Raw genomic sequence first — 20,180 nt, 5'->3', positions numbered from 1 at the left:
GGCACCGGGCCCGCGTGGGCCCGATGTCAGGTCTGCCCCATGAACGCCATCGAAATCTCGTCCTTCGGAGCCCCGGAGGTACTTCGCCTTGTCGAGCGGCCCGATCCGGTCGCCGGCGCTGGCGAGGTCTTGATTCGCGTTGCGGCGGCCGGCGTGAACCGTCCGGACGTGCTGCAACGCAAGGGCCGCTATCCGGTGCCGCCGGGTGCCTCGGATCTGCCCGGTCTCGAGGTGGCAGGCGCCATCGTGGGTGGCGATGCCGTTGCGATGGCGGACGCGGGCTTGCGGGTGGGTGATCGCGTCTGCGCGCTGGTTGCGGGCGGTGGATATGCGCAGTTGTGTGTCGCGCCCATTGGCCAGTGCCTTCCGGTTCCTGAGGGGTTCAGCGACATCGAAGCGGCCAGCCTGCCGGAAACCTTCTTCACCGTTTGGTCGAATGTGTTCGATCGCGGCGGATTGCAGCCCGGCGAGACTGTGCTAATCCAAGGCGGCACCAGTGGAATCGGTGTCACTGCGATTCAACTGGCCAAGGCCTGGGGCGCCACCGTGATCGCGACGGCCGGAAGCGACGAGAAGTGTGCAGCTTGCGTGCAACTCGGCGCAGACCACGCCATCAACTACCGTGCGCAGGACTTCAGTGCCGAGGTGATGCGGGTCACCGGGCAGCGTGGCGCCGATGTCGTGCTCGACATGGTGGCGGGTTCGTACGTGGCGCGTGAGCTGGCGTGCATGGCCGAGGATGGCCGCCTCGTCGTTATCGCGGTGCAGGGCGGTGTCGATGCGCAAGTCGATGCCAGTGTCGTGATGCGCAGGCGGCTCACCGTCACCGGTTCGACCTTGAGGCCGCGCCCCGTGTCGTTCAAGGCTGCGATCGCGCGATCTCTGCAGCAGACCGTTTGGCCGTGGTTGCTCGCGGGCAAGGTCAAGCCCGTGATCTACAAGGTGTTCCCGGCGGCGCAGGCTGCGCAGGCCCATGCGTTGATGGAGTCGAACGAGCACATCGGCAAGCTCGTTTTGACGTGGTGAATCAGAGAGAAGGCAAATCCATGCGTCGCAAGCTGGTGGTAGGCAACTGGAAAATGAATGGCGGCCGCGTCGCCAATGCTGAACTGCTGGCCGCACTGAAGGCCGCGGAACCCTGGGATGCAGGCGTCGCGGTGTGCGCGCCTTTCCCGTATCTGGGTGACGTTGCCCTGTCGCTGCAGGGCAGCCGCATTCTTTGGGGTGCGCAGGATTGTTCGGCGTATGAGTCGGGTGCGTATACGGGCGAGGTGTCGGTGTCGATGCTGGTCGAGTTCGGTTGCCACTACGTGATCGTGGGGCACTCCGAGCGGCGCGCCTATCACGGCGAGTCAGACCAACTCGTGGCCGACAAGGCGAAGGCCGTCCTCGCGCACAAGCTCACCCCGATCGTGTGCGTGGGCGAAACGCTGGCCGAGCGTGAGGCGGGCCAGACCGATGCGGTGGTCAAGCGTCAACTGTCTGCCGTGATCCACACGCTGGGCCACTGCATCTCACAAGTGGTCGTGGCGTATGAGCCCGTCTGGGCCATCGGCACCGGCAAGACGGCGACGCCGGAGCAGGCGCAGGCAGTTCACGCCGTTCTGCGCGCTCAATTGCATGCGGCCACCGAGAAGTCGGCGGACATGCAGCTTCTTTACGGCGGCAGTGTCAAGGCAGACAACGCGGTGCAACTTTTCTCGCAGCCTGACATTGACGGCGGCCTGATTGGTGGTGCCTCGCTGAAGGCATCGGATTTTGCCGCCATTTGCAAAGCCGCCGGTTGAACGCGTCGCGGTTTGCCGAGCACGAACTTGAATCGAAGCTGAAGAGTTTTCTGGAGCAATAAGAAATGCATGTGTTGATGAACGTTGTAGTGGTCCTGCAGATCCTTGCCGCTCTGGGCATGATCGGTCTGGTGCTGGTTCAGCATGGCAAGGGCGCGGACATGGGTGCATCCTTTGGTAGTGGCGCGTCCGGAAGCCTCTTCGGTGCCACGGGCAGCGCCAACTTCCTTTCGCGCTCGACGGCCGTGTGTGCCGCGGTGTTTTTCTGCTGCACGCTGGCGCTGGCCTACTCGGCCAATGATCGCGGCCGCAGCAGCCCGGCAGGTGGGAGCGTGCTGGATCGCGCCGGTGTTGCGGCGAGCGCTCCTAGCGGGAGCGCGATGCCTATCCCTGGTGCAGTGCCTTCTGCCTCGGCAGCTGCCGCAGCTGCTGCGGCATCCGTGCCCGCTGCTTCGGCGCCCGCGATCCCTACCAAATAAGGCTCCCCTCACGCGCGCAGTTCGCTCAATAGTCGACTGTTGCGTTGCAGCAGTCAGCTGCGACACGATGTGTTTGAGGTTAGAATTTGCGGCTGTCTGGTGAGCGACTCCTCATGCAATCCAGATGCCGTCAAACTGGCAATGCAGTTAGGCCGACGTGGTGAAATTGGTAGACACGCTATCTTGAGGGGGTAGTGGCGAAAGCTGTGCGAGTTCGAGTCTCGCCGTCGGCACCAGATCTATCGACAAGGCGCTTATCGGTGCCTTGTCGGAATCTCAAGCCAAAGAACGCACCATGAATCTGGAACCGTACCTGCCTGTGATCTTGTTCATCCTGGTTGGTGTGGCGGTGGGTGTAGCCCCACAGGTGCTTGGCTTCTTGTTCGGCCCGCGTCGCCCTGACGCCGCCAAGAATTCCCCCTACGAATGCGGCTTCGAGGCCTTCGAAGACGCCCGCATGAAGTTCGATGTGCGCTACTACTTGGTTGCCATCCTCTTCATTCTTTTCGACCTGGAAATTGCGTTTCTCTTCCCTTGGGCCGTCGCCTTGCGCGAGATTGGCGCGGTGGGCTTCTGGGCCATGATGATGTTCCTGGGCATTCTGGTCGTAGGCTTCGCCTATGAGTGGAAAAAGGGTGCCCTCGATTGGGAGTGACGGAGTACCACCATGGGAATTGAAGGCGTTCTGAAGGAAGGCTTCGTCACCACCTCGGTCGATGCCGTCATCAACTGGTCGAAGACCGGTTCCCTCTGGCCGATGACCTTCGGTCTCGCGTGCTGCGCGGTCGAGATGATGCACGCTGGCGCGGCGCGCTACGACATCGACCGATTCGGGATGTTGTTCCGCCCCAGCCCGCGTCAGAGTGACCTGATGATCGTTGCCGGGACCCTGTGCAACAAGATGGCGCCGGCGCTGCGAAAGGTCTATGACCAGATGGCCGAGCCGCGCTGGGTGCTCTCGATGGGGTCCTGCGCGAACGGTGGCGGCTATTACCACTACAGCTACTCGGTCGTGCGCGGTTGTGATCGCATCGTGCCGGTAGACGTGTATGTTCCGGGCTGTCCGCCGACGGCAGAGGCGCTGCTCTACGGCATCCTGCAGTTGCAGGCCAAGATCCGTCGCGAAAACACAATCGCCCGCTGAGGCACGCATGAGCAAACTTGACACACTTCAGGCTGCTCTGGAGGCGGCCTTCGGCGCGCGCATCAAGAGCCTAGTCCGCGATCGGGGCGAGCTCACGCTCACCGTCGCTGCCGCCGACTATCTGGCCGTAGCCACCGAACTGCGCGACGACCCATCGTTGCGCTTCGAGCAGTTGGTCGACATCTGCGGCGTCGACTACTCTTCGTACAAGGACGAGCCGCGCGAGGCTCCGCGTTTCGCGGCTGTCTCGCATCTGCTGTCGGTCAAGCACAACTGGCGCGTGCGCCTGAAGGTGTTCTGCCCCGACGACGACCTCCCGTCGGTTGCGTCAGTTACTCCTGTGTGGAACTCCGCCAACTGGTTTGAGCGTGAAGCCTTCGACCTGTACGGCATCCTGTTCGAGGGTCACGTCGATCTGCGTCGCATTCTCACGGACTACGGTTTCATCGGCCATCCTTTCCGCAAGGACTTCCCGGTGTCCGGCCACGTGGAGATGCGTTACGACCCCGAGCAGAAGCGCGTGATCTACCAGCCGGTGACCATCGAGCCGCGAGAGATCACACCGCGCATCATTCGCGAAGACAACTACGGCGGCCTTCACTGATGAACCGCCCCCGCGCTCACATTCGTCCGCTGCCCCCCGTGGGGGCGCAGGCCACCCATGGGTCGGCCCGGCAGGAAGCCTGACATGGCAGAGATCAAGAACTACACCCTCAACTTCGGCCCTCAGCATCCGGCCGCGCACGGCGTGTTGCGCCTGGTTCTCGAGCTGGACGGTGAGGTCATTCAGCGCGCCGACCCGCACATCGGGCTGCTCCACCGCGCCACGGAGAAGCTGGCCGAAAGCAAGACCTTCATTCAGTCGTTGCCCTACATGGACCGTCTCGACTACGTGTCGATGATGTCCAACGAACATGCCTACTGTCTCGCGATCGAGCGGCTGCTGGGTATCGACGTTCCCGAGCGTGCGCAGTACATCCGCGTGATGTTCGCCGAGATCACGCGCCTGCTGAACCATCTGATGTGGCTGGGTGCGCACGGGCTGGATTGCGGTGCGATGAACATGCTCATCTACTGCTTCCGCGAGCGTGAAGACCTGTTCGACATGTACGAGGCCGTTTCGGGCGCGCGCATGCATGCGGCCTACTTCCGTCCGGGTGGCGTCTATCGTGACCTGCCCGACTCGATGCCGCAGTACAAGGTCTCGAAGATCCGCAACGCGAAGGCAATCGATAGGCTCAACGAGAACCGCTCCGGTTCGTTGCTCGATTTCATTGACGACTTCTGCAAGCGATTCCCGGCCAACGTCGATGACTACGAGACGCTGCTCACCGACAACCGGATCTGGAAGCAGCGCACCGTAGGCATCGGCGTCGTGTCACCTGAGCGCGCGCTGAATCTCGGGTTCACCGGGCCTATGCTGCGCGGCTCGGGCGTGCAGTGGGATCTGCGCAAGAACCAGCCCTACGACGTCTATGAGCACATGGACTTCGACGTGGCTCTGGGCACCAACGGCGATACCTACGACCGCTATCTGGTTCGTGTGCACGAGATGCGTGAAGCCAATCGCATCATCCAACAGTGTTCCGCGTGGCTTCGCAAGAACCCCGGTCCCGTGATCACCGACAACCACAAGGTGGCTCCGCCCTCTCGCGTCGACATGAAGTCGAGCATGGAAGAGTTGATCCACCACTTCAAACTCTTCACCGAAGGCTTCCACGTGCCCGAAGGCGAGGTGTATGCCGCCGTCGAGCACCCGAAGGGCGAGTTCGGCATCTACCTCGTGAGCGACGGTGCCAACAAGCCGTATCGCCTGAAGATTCGTCCGCCAGGCTTCCCGCACCTGGCCGCGCTCGACGAAATGGCCCGAGGCCACATGATTGCCGACGCCGTTGCGGTGATCGGCACCATGGACATTGTGTTTGGAGAGATCGACCGATGAGTTCCGTCGCCACCTTGTCCGATGCGACTCGCATCCGCTTCGACCGCGAAGTGGCCAAGTACCCGGCCGAGCAGAAGCAATCGGCCGTGATGGCCTGCCTGGCGATCGTGCAGCAAGAGCAAGGATTCGTGTCGGCCGAGAGCGAGAAGCTCATCGCCGATTACCTCGGCATGCCGCCCATTGCGGTGCATGAGGTCACGACCTTCTACAACATGTACAACCAGCAGCCGCTGGGTGCGTTCAAGATCAACGTGTGCACCAACCTGCCGTGCCAGTTGCGCAACGGCCAGACGGCACTCAATCACCTCTGCAGCAAGCTCGGTGTAGAAGAGGGCGGCACCACGGCTGACGGCGTCTTCACGATCCAGAAGAGCGAGTGCCTCGGCGCTTGCGCAGACGCACCCGTGTTGCTGGTGAACGATCGCCAGATGTGCAGCTTCATGGACGAAGCGCGGCTGGACGCGCTGGTCGAGACCCTGCGCACTGGCGCCAAGAACTGACTGAGGTGTCAACGATGCAACCCCTGTTGGACCTCTCCAAGTTCCAGTCGACCGGTACGGAGACCTGCTTTCACGATCGCCACATCGGCGCGCAGATCTACGCCGATCTCGACGGCAAGAATTGGTCGATCAAAGAGTACGAAGCGCGTGGTGGCTACCAGGCGCTGCGTCGCATTTTGCAAGGGGGCGACGGCCTCGAGCCGATGACGCCGGACCAGGTCATCGCCGAGGTCAAGGCGTCTGGCCTCCGCGGGCGGGGTGGGGCAGGCTTCCCGACCGGCTTGAAGTGGAGCTTCATGCCGCGCGCCTTCCCGGGCCAGAAGTATCTCGTCTGCAACTCTGACGAAGGCGAACCGGGGACCTGCAAAGACCGCGACATCCTCATGTTCAACCCGCACATCGTGATCGAGGGCATGGCGATCGCCGCGTTCGCGATGGGAATCAGCGTGGGCTACAACTACATCCACGGCGAGATCTTCGAGGTCTACGAGCGCTTCGAAGCGGCCTTGGAAGAGGCGCGCGCGGCGGGTTACCTCGGCAACGGGGTCATGGGTTCTTCGTACAACTTCCAGCTCCATGCGTCGCATGGCTTCGGCGCCTACATCTGCGGTGAAGAAACCGCGTTGCTGGAGTCCCTCGAAGGCAAGAAGGGCCAGCCGCGCTTCAAGCCGCCGTTCCCGGCGAGTTATGGCTTGTATGGCAAGCCCACGACGATCAACAACACCGAAACGTTCGCGGCCGTGCCCTGGATCATCCGCAACGGTGGCCAGAAGTACCTGGAGGTTGGCAAGCCGAACAATGGCGGAACCAAGATCTTCTCGGTGGTGGGTGATGTCAACAAGCCCGGCAACTTCGAGATTCCGATGGGCACGCCTTTCACCAAGCTGCTGGAACTCGCTGGTGGCGTGCGCACCGGCCGCAAGCTGAAGGCGGTGATCCCGGGTGGTTCTTCATCGCCGGTGTTGCCGGCGGCCATCATGAACGAACTCACCATGGACTACGACAGCATCGCCAAGGCCGGTTCGATGCTGGGGTCGGGTGCGGTGATCGTGATGGACGACTCGCGCTGCATGGTCAAGAGCCTGCTGCGCCTCTCGTATTTCTACATGCATGAAAGTTGTGGCCAGTGCACGCCGTGCCGCGAAGGCACGGGTTGGCTGTTTCGCATGGTCGATCGCATCGCCAACGGCCAGGGCCGCATCGAAGACATCGACCTGTTGAACTCGGTGGCCGACAACATCCAGGGCCGCACGATCTGCGCCTTGGGCGACGCCGCTGCCATGCCGGTGCGCGCCATGATCAAGCACTTCCGCGATGAGTTTGTTCATCTCATCGAGCACAAGACCGCCGTGGTACCGGCTCATGTCTGAGCAACGCACGGTCTAAGCAAAGAACGACGACATGATCGAAATCGAACTCGATGGCCGCAAGGTGGAGGTCGCCGAAGGCAGCATGGTGATGCATGCCGCCGACAAGGCCGGCACCTACATCCCGCACTTCTGTTATCACAAGAAGCTCTCCATCGCCGCCAACTGCCGCATGTGCCTGGTCGATGTGGAGAAGGCGCCGAAGCCAATGCCGGCCTGCGCCACGCCCGTGACGCAAGGCATGATCGTTCGCACCAAGAGCGACAAGGCCATCAAGGCGCAGCAGGGCGTGATGGAGTTCCTGCTGATCAATCACCCGCTCGACTGCCCCATCTGCGATCAGGGCGGCGAGTGCCAGTTGCAAGATCTCGCGGTTGGCTACGGCGCTTCTTCATCGCGCTATGCCGAAGAGAAGCGCGTGGTGTTCCGCAAGAATGTGGGCCCGTTGATCTCGATGGAAGAGATGAGCCGCTGCATCCACTGCACGCGCTGCGTTCGCTTCGGCCAGGAAGTGGCGGGCGTGATGGAACTCGGCATGATCCATCGTGGCGAACACTCCGAGATCACCACGGTGGTGGGCGACACGGTCGACTCGGAGCTCTCGGGCAACATGATCGACATCTGCCCGGTTGGCGCACTCACCAGCAAGCCTTTCCGCTACAGCGCGCGAACCTGGGAGCTGTCACGCCGCAAGAGTGTGAGCCCGCATGACGGCACGGGTGCCAATCTCATCGTCCAGGTCAAGAACAACAAGGTGCTGCGCGTCGTTCCGCTCGAGAACGAGGACGTGAACGAGTGCTGGCTGGCCGACCGCGACCGGTTTTCGTATGAGGCAGTGAACAGCGACGAGCGCCTGACCTCGCCGATGATCAAGCAGGGCGGCGAGTGGAAGACGGTCGACTGGACCACCGCGCTCGAATACGTGGCCAATGGCCTGAAGCAGATCAAGGCCGATCATGGCGCCAAGGCCATCGGCGTTTTGGGTTCCGCCCACAGCACGGTGGAGGAACTGCACCTTCTCGCTCGCCTCGCCCGTGGCCTGGGCAGCGAGAACATCGACCACCGCACTCGATACGCCGATTTCAGCAACACCGGTGGCGTCCGCTGGCTGGGGACTGCGGTGGCCTCATTGTCTTCGCTCCAGTCTGCGCTGGTGGTGGGCTCCTTCCTGCGCAAGGACCACCCGCTGTTCGCGCAGCGCCTTCGCCAGGCGGCACGCAAGGGTGCCAAGATTTTCAGCATCAACGCGGCGCATGACGACTGGTTGATGCCCATGTCGGCGCGCATGAGCGCAGCGCCGAGCCAATGGCTGAAGGTGCTGGCCGAGGTGGCCTCGGCGGTTGCCGCGGGCAAGGGCGTCGCATCGCCTGTCTCGGCAAGCGCAGGGCAGGAAGCCCAGTCCGTGGCGGCGGCGCTGCTGCAAGGCGAGCAAAAGGCCATCCTGCTGGGCAACGCCGCGGCGCAGCATCCGCAGGCAGCTCAACTTCTGGCGTTGGCCAACTGGATCGGTGAGCAGACCGGAGCATCGGTGGGCTATCTCACCGAAGCGGCCAACACGGTGGGTGCGCAACTCGTCAACGCATTGCCGGGGCAAGGCGGCCTTCATGCCGGGCAAATGCTCGGCGGCTCGGCGCTCAAGGCCTGCGTGTTGCTGAACCTGGAGCCCACGCTCGATGCCGCCAACCCCGTTGCCGCGCGGGCTGCGCTGCAATCGGCGGACATGGTCGTTGCACTCACTCCGTTCAAGACGGCGGCCGTCGATTGTGCAGACGTACTCCTTCCCATTTCTCCGTTCACCGAAACCTCGGGCACCTTTGTGAACGCCGAAGGCCGCGTGCAAAGCTTCCATGGTGTCGTGAAGCCGCTCGGCGATACGCGCCCCGCCTGGAAGGTGCTGCGAGTTCTGGGCAACATGCTCGGATTGAGCGGGTTCGAGTACGAGACGTCTGAAGAAGTCCGCGCCGAAGCGCTGGGTGACGTGTCGACGATCGCGTCCCGCCTGAGCAACACGCCCAGTGCCGCGGTGTCTCAGCCCAGCGCAGAGACCGCGTCGCTCGAACGTGTCGCCGACGTGCCCATCTACGCCACCGATTCGCTGGTGCGTCGCGCTACCTCGCTGCAACTCACCGCCGATGCACAGCCGCCGGTCGTGAGCCTGCCCACGGCCCTTTGGGCGCAAATGGGTCTCGCGGAGGGGGCGACCGTACGCGTGGCACAGGGCCAGGCAAGCGCCGTGTTGCCTGCGAAAGTCGATGAAACGCTCGCGACGACCGCCGTTCGCGTGCCGGCGGGACACCCTCTCACGGCTACGCTGGGCGCCATGTTCGGCCCGATCACTGTCGAAAGGGCTTGAGCATGATCGACAGCTTCAATGCTTTTGGCAGTTCAATGCTCGGTGGCCTCTGGCCGACCGTATGGTCGCTGATCAAGATCATTGCGCTCGTGGCGCCGCTGATGATCTGCGTCGCCTACCTCACCCTGTGGGAGCGCAAGGCGATCGGTTGGACGCAGATCCGCCCCGGCCCCAACCGCGTCGGCCCGTTCGGTCTGTTGACACCCATCGCCGACGCCGTGAAGTTGATCTTCAAGGAGATCATTCTTCCGTCGGCGGCGAACCGCAGCCTCTTCTTGCTCGGCCCTGTCATGACGATCATGCCGGCTCTGGCAGCGTGGGCCGTGGTGCCGTTCGGCCCGGATGTTGCGGTGGCCAATATCAATGCCGGCCTGCTGTTCCTGATGGCCATCACCTCGCTCGAGGTTTACGGCGTGATCATCGCCGGCTGGGCTTCTAACTCGAAGTACGCGTTCCTGGGCGCGCTGCGCGCGTCGGCACAGATGGTCAGCTACGAGATCGCCATGGGTTTCGCGCTCGTGGTCGTGCTGATGGTGTCAGCCAGCCTGAACATGAGCGACATCGTGATGGGGCAGGGCAAGGGCATGTTCGCCGACCGGGGCTTCAGCTTCCTCTCGTGGAACTGGCTGCCGCTGCTGCCCATCTTCGTTGTCTATTTCATCTCTGGCCTGGCCGAAACCAACCGCCACCCGTTCGACGTTGTCGAGGGCGAGTCGGAGATCGTGGCCGGCCACATGATCGAGTACTCGGGCATGGCCTTCGCGATGTTCTTCCTGGCCGAGTACGCCAACATGATCCTCGTGTCCGCGTTGGCGGTGACGATGTTCCTGGGCGGTTGGCTGGCACCGATCTCGTTTGCGGCCATTGGCATGCAAACGCCGGCATGGATCGAAGCCACGTCCTGGTTCTGGGATTGGTTCTGGTTGTTCGGCAAGACCTTCGCGGTCGTGACCGTGTTCCTGTGGGTGCGCTCCACCTTCCCGCGCTATCGCTATGACCAGATCATGCGTCTGGGGTGGAAGATCTTCATCCCCGTCACGCTGGTGTGGCTGCTTGTCGTCGGGCTGTGGATTCAGTCGCCCTGGAACATCTGGAAGTAAAGGAAGAGAACCATGGCTGCTATGGCTTCCGTCAAAGAGCTGTTTTCGAGCTTCATGCTCACCGAGCTCCTCAAGGGGATGGCGCTGACGGGGCGGCACTTTCTGTCGCGCACGATCACCGTCCAGTTCCCCGAAGAGAAGACGCCCCTGAGCCCGCGCTTTCGCGGCCTGCATGCGCTGCGCCGCTACGAGAACGGCGAAGAGCGCTGCATCGCCTGCAAGCTGTGCGAAGCCGTGTGCCCGGCGCTCGCGATCACCATCGAGTCCGATGTGCGCGACGACGGCTCGCGCCGCACCACCCGTTACGACATCGACCTCACCAAGTGCATCTTTTGCGGTTTCTGCGAAGAGAGTTGCCCGGTCGACTCGATCGTCGAGACCCACATCTTCGAGTACCACGGTGAGAAGCGGGGCGACCTCTATTTCACCAAGGACATGCTGCTCGCCGTGGGCGACCGCTACGAGAAAGAAATCGCCGCCAACAAGGAGGCTGACGCGCGCTATCGCTGAAGGCTCGGCCGGCTGGCTGCCGGCTCGCCCGTCGACGATCTTGCGCTCAAGAACAACATGGCTACATCGACCGCGCTCTTCTATCTGTTCTCGGCAGTGATGCTGCTGGCGGCATTTCGCGTCATCACGGCGCGCAGTGCCGTGCATTCGGCGCTCTTTCTCGTGCTCGCATTCTTCTCGGCATCGTGCGTGTGGATGCTTCTGCGTGCCGAGTTCCTGGCCATCTCGCTGGTGCTCGTGTACGTGGGCGCGGTGATGGTGCTGTTCCTATTCGTCGTGATGATGCTCGACATCAACGTCGATGCCTTGCGTGTGGGGTTCTGGAAGCACTTCCCCGTCGCCGCATTGGTGGGCGTGGTGATCACCCTGGAGATGGCACTGGTGCTCATCCCTGGCTTCGATCTCCGCGCAGCGCCTGCGCCCGATGCCAAGGCCATCGAACTCGGTAACACCAAGATGCTGGGCATCGAGATCTACACCCAGTACCTCTATCCATTGCAGATTGCCGCGCTCGTTCTGTTGGTGGCGATCATTGCGGCAATCGCGCTCACCCTGCGCAAGCGCAAGGACAGCAAGGCGATCGATCCGGCGCTGGCGCTCAAGGTCAAGAAGGCCGACCGCTTGCGCATCGTCAAGATGAAGCCCGTCGTCGAGCCGCCGCCCGCGCCACCCGCGCCGCCTGCCTCGCCCACTGGAGAAACGAAATGACCGGTCTCGCGCTTGGCTCCGTCTCGCTGGGGCACTACCTCACCGTGGGGGCGATGTTGTTCGCCTTGTCGGTCATCGGCATTTTTCTGAACCGCAAGAATCTCATCGTGCTGCTCATGGCGATCGAGTTGATGCTGCTTGCGGTCAATCTCAACTTCGTCGCCTTCTCGCACTATCTCGGCGACATGGCCGGCCAGGTTTTCGTGTTCTTCATCCTGACCGTTGCAGCGGCTGAATCGGCCATCGGCTTGGCCATTCTGGTCGTGCTGTTCCGCAACCGATCCAACATCAGCGTCGAAGAGCTCGACGTGCTCAAGGGCTAAGCCGATGTCCGCTCAACTTTCTCCGGGCCTGCTGCTGGCGGTGCCCTTGGCGCCCCTGGCCGGCGCGATCATCGCGGGCTTCTTCGGCAAGGCTGTGGGCCGGCGCGGTGCGCACATCGCGACGATCCTCGGCGTGTTCATCGCCTTCGTGTTGTCGGCCATCACGCTGAAGGATGTGATCGCGGGTGCCCGGTTCAATGCCACGGTCTACGAGTGGATGGTGCTGGGAGGCCTGAAGATGGAGATCGGCTTCCTGATCGACGGACTGTCCGCGATGATGATGTGCGTGGTGACCTTCGTCTCGCTCATGGTGCACATCTACACCATCGGCTACATGGAGGAAGACGCCGGCTATCAGCGTTTCTTCTCGTACATCTCGCTGTTCACCTTCTCGATGCTGATGCTCGTGATGAGCAACAACTTCCTGCAGCTCTTCTTCGGCTGGGAAGCGGTGGGCCTTGTGTCGTACCTGCTGATCGGGTTCTGGTACACCAAGCCGACAGCGATTTTCGCCAACATGAAGGCGTTTCTGGTCAACCGTGTGGGTGACTTCGGTTTCATCCTCGGCATCGGCCTCATCGTCGCCTACGCCGGCACGTTGAACTACAACGAGACCTTCGCCAAGGCAGGCGAACTCGCCAAGCTCACCTTCCCTGGCACCGAGTGGATGCTGATCACGGTGACCTGCATCTGCCTGTTCATCGGTGCGATGGGCAAGAGCGCGCAGTTCCCTCTGCATGTGTGGCTGCCCGATTCCATGGAAGGCCCCACGCCCATCTCCGCGCTGATCCACGCCGCCACCATGGTGACGGCTGGCATCTTCATGGTCGCGCGCATGTCGCCGCTCTTCGAGTTGTCGGACACGGCCCTGAGCTTCGTGATGGTGATCGGCTCCATCACCGCCCTGTTCATGGGCTTCCTCGGGATCATCCAGAACGACATCAAGCGCGTTGTGGCCTATTCGACGCTCTCGCAGCTGGGCTACATGACGGTCGCGCTCGGCGCGTCGGCGTATTCGGTCGCCGTGTTTCACCTGATGACGCATGCGTTCTTCAAGGCGCTCCTGTTCCTTGCGGCTGGCAGCGTCATCATCGGGATGCACCACGACCAGGACATCCGCAACATGGGTGGGTTGCGCAAGTACATGCCCATTACCTGGATCACTTCGCTCCTTGGCTCGCTGGCGCTCATCGGCACGCCGCTCTTTTCGGGCTTCTATTCGAAGGACAGCATCATCGAGGCGGTGCATGAGAGCCACTTGTGGGGTTCCGGTTTCGCGAACTTTTCGGTAATGGCCGGGGTTTTCGTGACCGCCTTCTATTCGTTCCGGATGTACTTCCTTGTCTTCCACGGCAAGGAGCATTTCCATCACAAGCCATTCCCAGGTGAACACGACCACCACGACGATCACGGTGACCACGCCCACACGCCGCACGAGTCTCCGTGGGTCGTGACCTTGCCGCTGGTGCTGCTGGCGATCCCGTCGGTGGTGATCGGGTACCTGACGATCGCGCCCATGCTCTATGGCGAATTCTTCAAGGATTCGATCTTCATCGACCTGGACAAGCACCACGCGATGAAAGAGTTGGCCGAAGCCTTCCACGGCGCGGGCGCGATGGCATTGCACGGCCTGAGCACGCTGCCGTTCTGGCTGGCACTGGCCGGCGTGGTTACGTCGTATTTCTTCTACATGATCAAGCCCGAGATTCCGGCCTGGATCAAGGCCCGCTTCTCGTTCATCGACAAGGTTCTCGAGAACAAGTACTACTTCGACTGGTTCAACGAGAACGTGCTCGCCGCTGGCGCGCGCCTGCTCGGTACGGGCCTCTGGAAGGGCGGTGATCGGGCCGTGATCGATGGCGTGCTGATCGACGGCACGGCTCGCGGCATCGGCGGTATCGCGTCGGTGGTTCGCCTCGTGCAGACAGGCCACCTCTACTGGTACGCGCTGGTGATGATCCTCGGGGTGATCGGGTTGATGACCTGGCAGTTGTGGCCCTACCTCAACGCGATGCTCGCGCGCTGATCGGTCACGGAGAACAAGAACATGGGTTTGATTAGCCTTGCCATCTGGTTGCCGATCCTGGCCGGCGTGTTGCTGCTTGCGCTCGGTCGCGATGACCACGCCACGGCCGTGCGCTGGTTTGCGCTGGTGGCCGCCGTGCTTGCCTTCGTCGTCACGATCCCGCTCATCCTGGGCTTCGACAACAGCACCGCGGCCATGCAGTTCCAGGAGAATCTGGCATGGATCGAGCGCTTCAACGTGCGCTACCACCTGGGCCTGGACGGCATCTCGGTGTGGTTCGTTTTGCTGACGGCGTTCATCACCATCATCGTCGTGATCGCCGCGTGGGAAGTCATCACCGAGCGCGTCAACCAGTACATGGGCGCGTTCCTGATCCTCTCGGGGATCATGGTGGGTGTTTTCTCGGCGCTCGATGGCCTGCTGTTCTACGTCTTCTTCGAGGCCACGCTGATCCCGATGTACATCATCATCGGCATCTGGGGCGGGCCGCGTCGGGTGTATGCGGCGTTCAAGTTCTTCCTCTACACGCTGGCCGGCTCCTTGCTGATGCTGATCGCGCTGATCTTCCTGTACTTCAAGTCGGGCAGCAGCTTCTCGATCCAGACCTGGCACAGCGTGCCGCTCACGATGACAGAGCAGACCTTGCTCTTCTTCGCCTTCTTCGCGGCGTTCGCGGTCAAGGTGCCGATGTGGCCGGTGCATACCTGGCTGCCGGATGCCCACGTCGAGGCGCCTACGGGCGGGTCGGTGGTGCTGGCGGCGATCATGCTCAAGCTGGGTGCTTACGGTTTCCTTCGGTTCTCGCTGCCGGTCGCGCCCGATGCGAGCCATCAGTGGACCTGGGTGGTGGTCGGCCTCTCGCTGATCGCCGTGGTCTACATCGGCCTGGTGGCGCTGGTTCAGCAGGACATGAAGAAGCTGGTTGCCTATTCGTCAATCGCCCACATGGGTTTCGTGACGCTGGGCTTCTTCCTGTTCAACGAACTCGGCATCTCCGGTGGCCTTGTGCAGATGATCTCGCACGGGTTTGTCTCGGGGGCGATGTTCCTGTGCATCGGCGTGCTGTACGACCGCGTGCATTCGCGCGAGATCGCAAGTTACGGTGGTGTGGTCAATACCATGCCCAAGTTCACGGCCTTCGCGGTGTTCTTCGCTATGGCCAATTGCGGCCTGCCGGGCACAGGCGGTTTCGTGGGCGAGTGGATGGTCATCCTCGGCACCGTCAAGGTCAACTTCTGGCTCGGTGCGCTTGCGGCCACCACGCTGGTGTTCGGCGCTGCCTACACGCTGTGGATGGTCAAGCGCGTGTACTTCGGCCCGGTGGCGAACGAAGACGTGCGTGCGCTCGAAGACATCAATGCGCGTGAGTACCTGATGCTGGCGGTGCTGGCGATTGCGGTCATGTGGATGGGCCTGTACCCGAAGCCGTTCACCGACACCATGCATGTGAGCGTGACCGAACTGCTGAAGCACGTTGCCCAATCGAAGCTCAATTGAGCGAAGCTGAACTGAGCGCAAGAACATGAACGACATGAACTGGCTGGCCATCTACCCCGAGCTCGTGCTGCTGGGCATGACCTGCTTCGTGGCCATGGTGGACTTGTGGGTCACGCACCCGCGCCGCACGCCGACCTACCTTCTGACGCAGGCCACGCTGGCCGTGGTGGCGCTGATGCACTGGCTGTATTTCGACGGCGGTGTGGTGCTCTATGGAATGCAGCGCATGGTCGTGTCCGATCCGCTGGGCCACTTGCTGGGTGCGTTTGCTGGCGTGGCCTTGATGATCGCGCTCGCCTACGCGCGCCCCTACGCCGAGCATCGCGACATCCTGAAGGGTGAGTTGTTCACGCTGAGCCTCACCTCCTACCTTGGCATCTCGGTGATGCTCTCGGCGAACAACTTCCTGATCGTCTACCTGGGTCTGGAGTTGATGTCCTTGTCGCTCTACGCGCTGACTGCCCTGCGCCGCGACAACATCGAAGCCACCGAGGCCGCGATGAAGTACTTCGTGCTGGGTGCGCTTGCGAGCGGCTTCCTGCTCTACGGCTTGTCGATGATGTACGGCGCAACGGGCTCGCTCGACATCCCGCAGGTCTTCAATGCCATCGCCACGGGGCAGATCAACAAGGCCGTACTGGTGTTTGGCGTGGTGTTTGTCGTCGCGGGTTTGGCATTCAAGCTTGGCGCGGTCCCGTTCCACATGTGGATCCCCGACATCTACCACGGTGCGCCGACGGCCGTGACGCTGTTGATTGCCGGTGCCCCGAAGCTTGCCGCCTTTGCCATCACCTTCCGCCTGCTGGTGGAGGGCATGTCCGGTGTCGCAACCGACTGGCAGCAGATGCTCATCCTGTTGTCGGTGGCTTCGCTCCTGGTGGGCAATCTGGCTGCCATTGCGCAGTCCAACCTCAAGCGCATGCTGGCTTACTCGACCATCGGGCAGGTGGGTTTCATGCTGCTCGGCTTCACGCCGACCGTCATCTCCAACAACACCTTCTCTGCGGCGAACGGCTACTCGTCGGCGCTGTTCTACTTGGTCAGCTACGTGCTGACCACGCTGGGTACTTTCGGCGTCATCATGTTGCTGTCTCGACTTGGCTTCGAGAGCGAGAACATCGATGACTTCAAAGGGCTGGCCAAGCGCAGTCCCTGGTATGCGGCCGTGATGGCGGTGTTCATGTTCTCGCTGGCCGGTATTCCGCCGACCGTCGGTTTCTACGCCAAGCTGGCCGTGCTTCAGTCGCTGGTGTCGACCAACGACAGCGCCTACATCGTTCTGGCAGTCGTCGCCGTGTTGCTCTCGTTGGTGGCGGCCTACTACTACCTTCGTATGGTGAAGGTGATGTATTTCGACGAACCCAAGGAAACGGCACCCATCTCCACTACCGGCGAAGTGCGCGTGCTCCTGTCACTCAACGGCGCTGCCGTGCTGGCCTTCGGCATCCTTCCGGGCTGGCTGATGACGCTGTGCGCCAACGCGGTTCTGCAGGCCCTGAAGACTTGAACGCCACGCCATGAGTGACGGCGTGAGCAAGGTTGACGACGACGCGCACCTGCGCGAGCAACAGGTCAGCACCAGCCAGGTGTACCGAGGGCACTTTCTCGACGTTCGGCGCGACGAAGTGCGCCTGCCCGATGGCGGCCAGGCTGCTCGCGAGTACATCGTCCACCCCGGCGCGGTGATGATCGTTCCGCTGCTTGATGACGGGCGCGTGGTGGTGGAGCGCCAGTTCCGATACCCGATGGGCCGGGTGATGCTCGAGTTTCCGGCCGGCAAGATCGACGCGGGCGAGCCGCCCTTGCAATGCGCCATTCGTGAGCTCACCGAGGAGACGGGCTACACCGCACGGGAGTGGGCGAGAGCGGGGATCCTCCACAACGCCATAGCTTATTCCACCGAAGGCATCGAGATCTGGTTTGCCCGAGGCCTGGAGCTCGGTGACCGCAGCCTCGACGCAGGCGAGTTCCTCGATGTGGACACGAGCAGCGTGGAAGCGCTGGACGACATGGCTCAGAGTGGCGATCTCACCGATGCCAAGACGCTGATTGGCCTCATGTGGTTGCAAAGTTGGCGTTCTGGCCGTTGGCAAATCACCTGGCAAGCTGCGCCAACTGCATAGCTGTCCATAATTCGGTGCCATGAAGGTCCTGAACCTGCGCTGCACCCACGATCACCAGTTCGAAGGCTGGTTTGCGTCCGAAGACGACTTTCAATCGCAGTTCGATCGCGGTTTGGTCGAGTGCCCTCTGTGCGCCGACAAGGCCATCAGCAAGATGCCGACGGCGCCGCGTCTGAACGTCTCGGGTGCGCGTGGGGCCGACCCCCAGAGCAGCAATCCGCCTGGCATGACGCCGGAGGCTATGACGATGCAGTCGATGTGGCTGCGTGCGGTGCAGCACGTTCTGGCCCACACCGATGACGTCGGTGAGCGTTTCGCGGAGGAAGCTCGCCGCATTCACTATGGCGAGGTGGAGGAGCGTGCAATTCGTGGTCAGGCCAGTCGCGAAGATGCGGTGGTCCTGCAGGAAGAGGGCATCGAGGTGATGTCGCTGGCCTTGCCGGCCGGCGCGAAGGGCCGCATCCAGTAAGCGCGAAGCCGAAGATGCGGCGCCGAGTTCTCGGCGCCTCAGAGCATGCGGCCGGGGTTCATCGTGCCTTGCGGGTCGAGCGCGCGCTTGATGGCCCGCATCAGTTGCATGGCCACCGGTGACTTGCGCGCCGCGAGCTCGTCGCGTTTGAGCGCGCCCACGCCGTGCTCGGCGGAGATCGAGCCGCCGTATCGACTCACCGAGTCGTAGACGATCCGGTTCACCGAAGGTTCGTGCTGACGCAGGAAAGCCGCGCCGTCCGTGCCCACCGGCGCCTGCAGGTTGTAGTGCAGGTTGCCGTCTCCCAGGTGGCCGAAGTTCACCGAGCGCGTGCCGGGGTGGGCTGCCTGCAAGGCCGCGTCGGTAGCTGCCACGAAAGCGGGGATGAGCGACACCGGGATCGAGATGTCGTGCTTGATGTTCGGGCCTTCCTCCGGCTGTGCGAGCGGGATCGACTCGCGCAGGTGCCACATGGCGCGCGATTGATCGATGCTCTCTGCGACCGCGGCATCGCTGATCAGCGCGCGTTCGATGGCTGATTCGAGCAGGGCTTCGAACAAGCCCCGCGCGTGCAGTTCGCCCTCGGTGTCGGATTGCTCCAGCAGCACGGTCCAATCCGACGCGGGCAGCGGCTGGCGCAGTTGCGGGAAATGCTTGCGTACGAGCGAGAGCGAGAAGCGGTTCATGACCTCGAAGCCCGTCAGCCCGGCACCGAGCCGGGCTTGCGCCATCTGCAGCAGGGAAACGGCGGCTTCCAGCGAGGGCAGGGCGGCGAGCGCGGTCATCCGCGCTGCGGGTTGCGGATGCAGCTTCAGCGTGGCGGCGGTGATGATGCCCAGTGTGCCTTCGCTGCCGATGAACAGATCGCGGAGGTCATAGCCGGTGTTGTCCTTGCGCAGGCCGCTCAAACCTTCCCACACCTCGCCCTGAGCGGTGACGACTTCAAGGCCGAGACACAGTTCTCGCGCATTGCCATAGCGCAGGACTTGCGTGCCGCCAGCGTTGGTGGCAAGGTTGCCACCGATGGTGCAACTGCCCTCGGCAGCAAGGCTAAGCGGGAACAGAAAGCCTCGTGCGGCGGCAGCTTCCTGCACGGCCTGAAGCACGCAGCCGGCCTCTGCCGTGAGGGTGAGGTTCGCGTCATCCAGTTCGCGTACGCGGTTCATGCGACCCAGGCTGAGCAGCACCTGCGAGCCGCTGGCATCGGGCACGGAGCCGCCGACCAGCCCGGTGTTGCCGCCCTGCGGAACCAGGCCGGCGCCATAGCGCGCGCAAAGCCTGACCACGCCGGCGACTTCAATGGTGGTGGCCGGGCGCACGACGGCCAGTGCGCGGCCGCGGTAGCGCTTGCGCCAGTCGTGTTCGTAAGCAGACAGATCGCCGCCGACCAGCACATGGGCTGCGCCTACCGCCGTGCGCAGGGCCTGCAGCAGATCGCTCATGGCGCGACCGATCGCCCCTTGGCCTGTTTCAGCCGCCAACGCACATGCATGGCGCAAGCCGTGAAGAGCACGAGGCACAGCAGCACCTCGATCACGGCCAGCGGCACGCTCGGCCCGCGGTCGCTGGTGGCGCGCACCACGCCTTCGGTGAAGTAGATCCACACCAGCAGGCTGACCCAACGGTAGGTGTACATGCGGTTCTTGAGCAAGCCTGCGAGCGGCAAGGTGAGTGGCAGCGCCTTGAGCGCGAGCCAGGTGCCGCCGGGTCGCAGCGGGGCCAGCCACAGCTCCCATGCGATGCACAGAACGATCAGGGCCAGCAGGCTGGCGACGGCAGCCGCGCGTGTGCGGTTGACGAAGGGGGGAATGGCGTCGGGGGCGGAGGTAATCACGGTGGCTATGATGCCGCA

At 62.8% G+C, this 20,180-nt stretch carries 21 protein-coding genes and 1 tRNA gene; 20 read left to right on the top strand and 2 right to left on the bottom strand.

Going from position 1 to position 20,180, the window contains the following annotated elements:
- Positions 1-39 precede the first annotated feature (39 nt).
- The 20 genes from AC1KAR_RS01960 to AC1KAR_RS01865 all read left to right on the top strand — a co-directional run bounded on the left by AC1KAR_RS01960 (position 40) and on the right by AC1KAR_RS01865 (position 18,328).
- Entirely contained in the window at positions 40-1,026 is a 987-nt protein-coding gene (locus AC1KAR_RS01960; protein ID WP_480314174.1) for an NAD(P)H-quinone oxidoreductase, read from the top strand.
- Between the two features lie 20 nt (positions 1,027-1,046).
- Positions 1,047-1,787: a triose-phosphate isomerase gene (gene tpiA, locus AC1KAR_RS01955; protein WP_480314172.1), complete on the top strand. Its 741-nt coding sequence runs from the start codon at positions 1,047-1,049 to the stop codon at positions 1,785-1,787.
- Between the two features lie 65 nt (positions 1,788-1,852).
- Positions 1,853-2,266 (top strand): preprotein translocase subunit SecG, encoded by a 414-nt coding sequence (secG, locus tag AC1KAR_RS01950; protein ID WP_480314171.1) that lies wholly within the window; start codon positions 1,853-1,855, stop codon positions 2,264-2,266.
- 151 nt (positions 2,267-2,417) lie between these two features.
- Positions 2,418-2,502, top strand: a tRNA-Leu gene (locus AC1KAR_RS01945).
- 59 nt (positions 2,503-2,561) lie between these two features.
- Positions 2,562-2,921: an NADH-quinone oxidoreductase subunit A gene (locus AC1KAR_RS01940; protein ID WP_480314169.1), complete on the top strand. Its 360-nt coding sequence runs from the start codon at positions 2,562-2,564 to the stop codon at positions 2,919-2,921.
- Between the two features lie 12 nt (positions 2,922-2,933).
- Positions 2,934-3,410: a NuoB/complex I 20 kDa subunit family protein gene (locus AC1KAR_RS01935; RefSeq protein ID WP_480314167.1), complete on the top strand. Its 477-nt coding sequence runs from the start codon at positions 2,934-2,936 to the stop codon at positions 3,408-3,410.
- 7 nt (positions 3,411-3,417) lie between these two features.
- Positions 3,418-4,014: an NADH-quinone oxidoreductase subunit C gene (locus AC1KAR_RS01930; protein WP_480314165.1), complete on the top strand. Its 597-nt coding sequence runs from the start codon at positions 3,418-3,420 to the stop codon at positions 4,012-4,014.
- An 84-nt stretch (positions 4,015-4,098) separates the two neighbouring features.
- Positions 4,099-5,352: an NADH-quinone oxidoreductase subunit D gene (locus AC1KAR_RS01925; RefSeq protein ID WP_480314163.1), complete on the top strand. Its 1,254-nt coding sequence runs from the start codon at positions 4,099-4,101 to the stop codon at positions 5,350-5,352.
- Complete coding sequence (locus tag AC1KAR_RS01920; protein ID WP_480314161.1) at positions 5,349-5,852, top strand: NADH-quinone oxidoreductase subunit NuoE family protein; 504 nt, start codon at positions 5,349-5,351, stop codon at positions 5,850-5,852. Before AC1KAR_RS01925 ends, AC1KAR_RS01920 begins: the two co-directional genes overlap by 4 nt.
- A gap of 14 nt (positions 5,853-5,866) precedes the next feature.
- Positions 5,867-7,222 carry an NADH-quinone oxidoreductase subunit NuoF gene (nuoF, locus tag AC1KAR_RS01915; protein ID WP_480314159.1) on the top strand — a complete coding sequence of 452 codons (1,356 nt, stop codon included), beginning with the start codon at positions 5,867-5,869 and terminating at the stop codon, positions 7,220-7,222.
- 31 nt (positions 7,223-7,253) lie between these two features.
- A complete protein-coding gene (gene nuoG / locus AC1KAR_RS01910; RefSeq protein WP_480314157.1) occupies positions 7,254-9,572 on the top strand; it encodes an NADH-quinone oxidoreductase subunit NuoG in 2,319 nt (772 codons plus the stop codon).
- 2 nt (positions 9,573-9,574) lie between these two features.
- On the top strand, positions 9,575-10,672 hold the full coding sequence (gene nuoH, locus AC1KAR_RS01905) for an NADH-quinone oxidoreductase subunit NuoH (RefSeq protein WP_480317721.1): 1,098 nt from the start codon (positions 9,575-9,577) through the stop codon (positions 10,670-10,672).
- A gap of 12 nt (positions 10,673-10,684) precedes the next feature.
- Positions 10,685-11,182, top strand: coding sequence for an NADH-quinone oxidoreductase subunit NuoI (nuoI, locus tag AC1KAR_RS01900; protein ID WP_480314155.1), 498 nt, complete (start codon positions 10,685-10,687; stop codon positions 11,180-11,182).
- A 57-nt stretch (positions 11,183-11,239) separates the two neighbouring features.
- Positions 11,240-11,890 (top strand): NADH-quinone oxidoreductase subunit J, encoded by a 651-nt coding sequence (locus AC1KAR_RS01895; RefSeq protein WP_480314153.1) that lies wholly within the window; start codon positions 11,240-11,242, stop codon positions 11,888-11,890.
- Positions 11,887-12,213, top strand: a complete 327-nt coding sequence (nuoK, locus tag AC1KAR_RS01890) for an NADH-quinone oxidoreductase subunit NuoK (protein WP_480314151.1) — start codon at positions 11,887-11,889, stop codon at positions 12,211-12,213. Before AC1KAR_RS01895 ends, nuoK begins: the two co-directional genes overlap by 4 nt.
- Positions 12,214-12,217: 4 nt before the next feature.
- Complete coding sequence (nuoL, locus tag AC1KAR_RS01885; protein ID WP_480314149.1) at positions 12,218-14,239, top strand: NADH-quinone oxidoreductase subunit L; 2,022 nt, start codon at positions 12,218-12,220, stop codon at positions 14,237-14,239.
- Positions 14,240-14,260: 21 nt separating this feature from the next.
- On the top strand, positions 14,261-15,736 hold the full coding sequence (locus tag AC1KAR_RS01880) for an NADH-quinone oxidoreductase subunit M (RefSeq protein WP_480314147.1): 1,476 nt from the start codon (positions 14,261-14,263) through the stop codon (positions 15,734-15,736).
- Positions 15,737-15,761: 25 nt separating this feature from the next.
- On the top strand, positions 15,762-17,243 hold the full coding sequence (gene nuoN, locus AC1KAR_RS01875) for an NADH-quinone oxidoreductase subunit NuoN (protein ID WP_480314145.1): 1,482 nt from the start codon (positions 15,762-15,764) through the stop codon (positions 17,241-17,243).
- Between the two features lie 10 nt (positions 17,244-17,253).
- Positions 17,254-17,859: an NUDIX domain-containing protein gene (locus tag AC1KAR_RS01870; RefSeq protein WP_480314143.1), complete on the top strand. Its 606-nt coding sequence runs from the start codon at positions 17,254-17,256 to the stop codon at positions 17,857-17,859.
- A 19-nt stretch (positions 17,860-17,878) separates the two neighbouring features.
- Positions 17,879-18,328 carry a DUF1178 family protein gene (locus tag AC1KAR_RS01865; protein ID WP_480314141.1) on the top strand — a complete coding sequence of 150 codons (450 nt, stop codon included), beginning with the start codon at positions 17,879-17,881 and terminating at the stop codon, positions 18,326-18,328.
- A 38-nt stretch (positions 18,329-18,366) separates the two neighbouring features.
- Here AC1KAR_RS01865 and AC1KAR_RS01860 read toward each other — a convergent pair whose 3' ends face one another.
- Together AC1KAR_RS01860 and AC1KAR_RS01855 are read right to left on the bottom strand one after the other, a co-directional pair.
- Entirely contained in the window at positions 18,367-19,770 is a 1,404-nt protein-coding gene (locus tag AC1KAR_RS01860; protein ID WP_480314139.1) for an FAD-binding oxidoreductase, read from the bottom strand.
- Complete coding sequence (locus tag AC1KAR_RS01855; RefSeq protein ID WP_480314137.1) at positions 19,767-20,162, bottom strand: DUF2069 domain-containing protein; 396 nt, start codon at positions 20,160-20,162, stop codon at positions 19,767-19,769. The genes AC1KAR_RS01860 and AC1KAR_RS01855 overlap by 4 nt, the downstream gene beginning before the upstream one ends.
- Positions 20,163-20,180: the final 18 nt, after the last annotated feature.

It is taken from the genome of Piscinibacter sp. PDB1-1, assembly GCF_056675995.1.
This window is presented reverse-complemented; position numbering and strand designations above follow the sequence as displayed.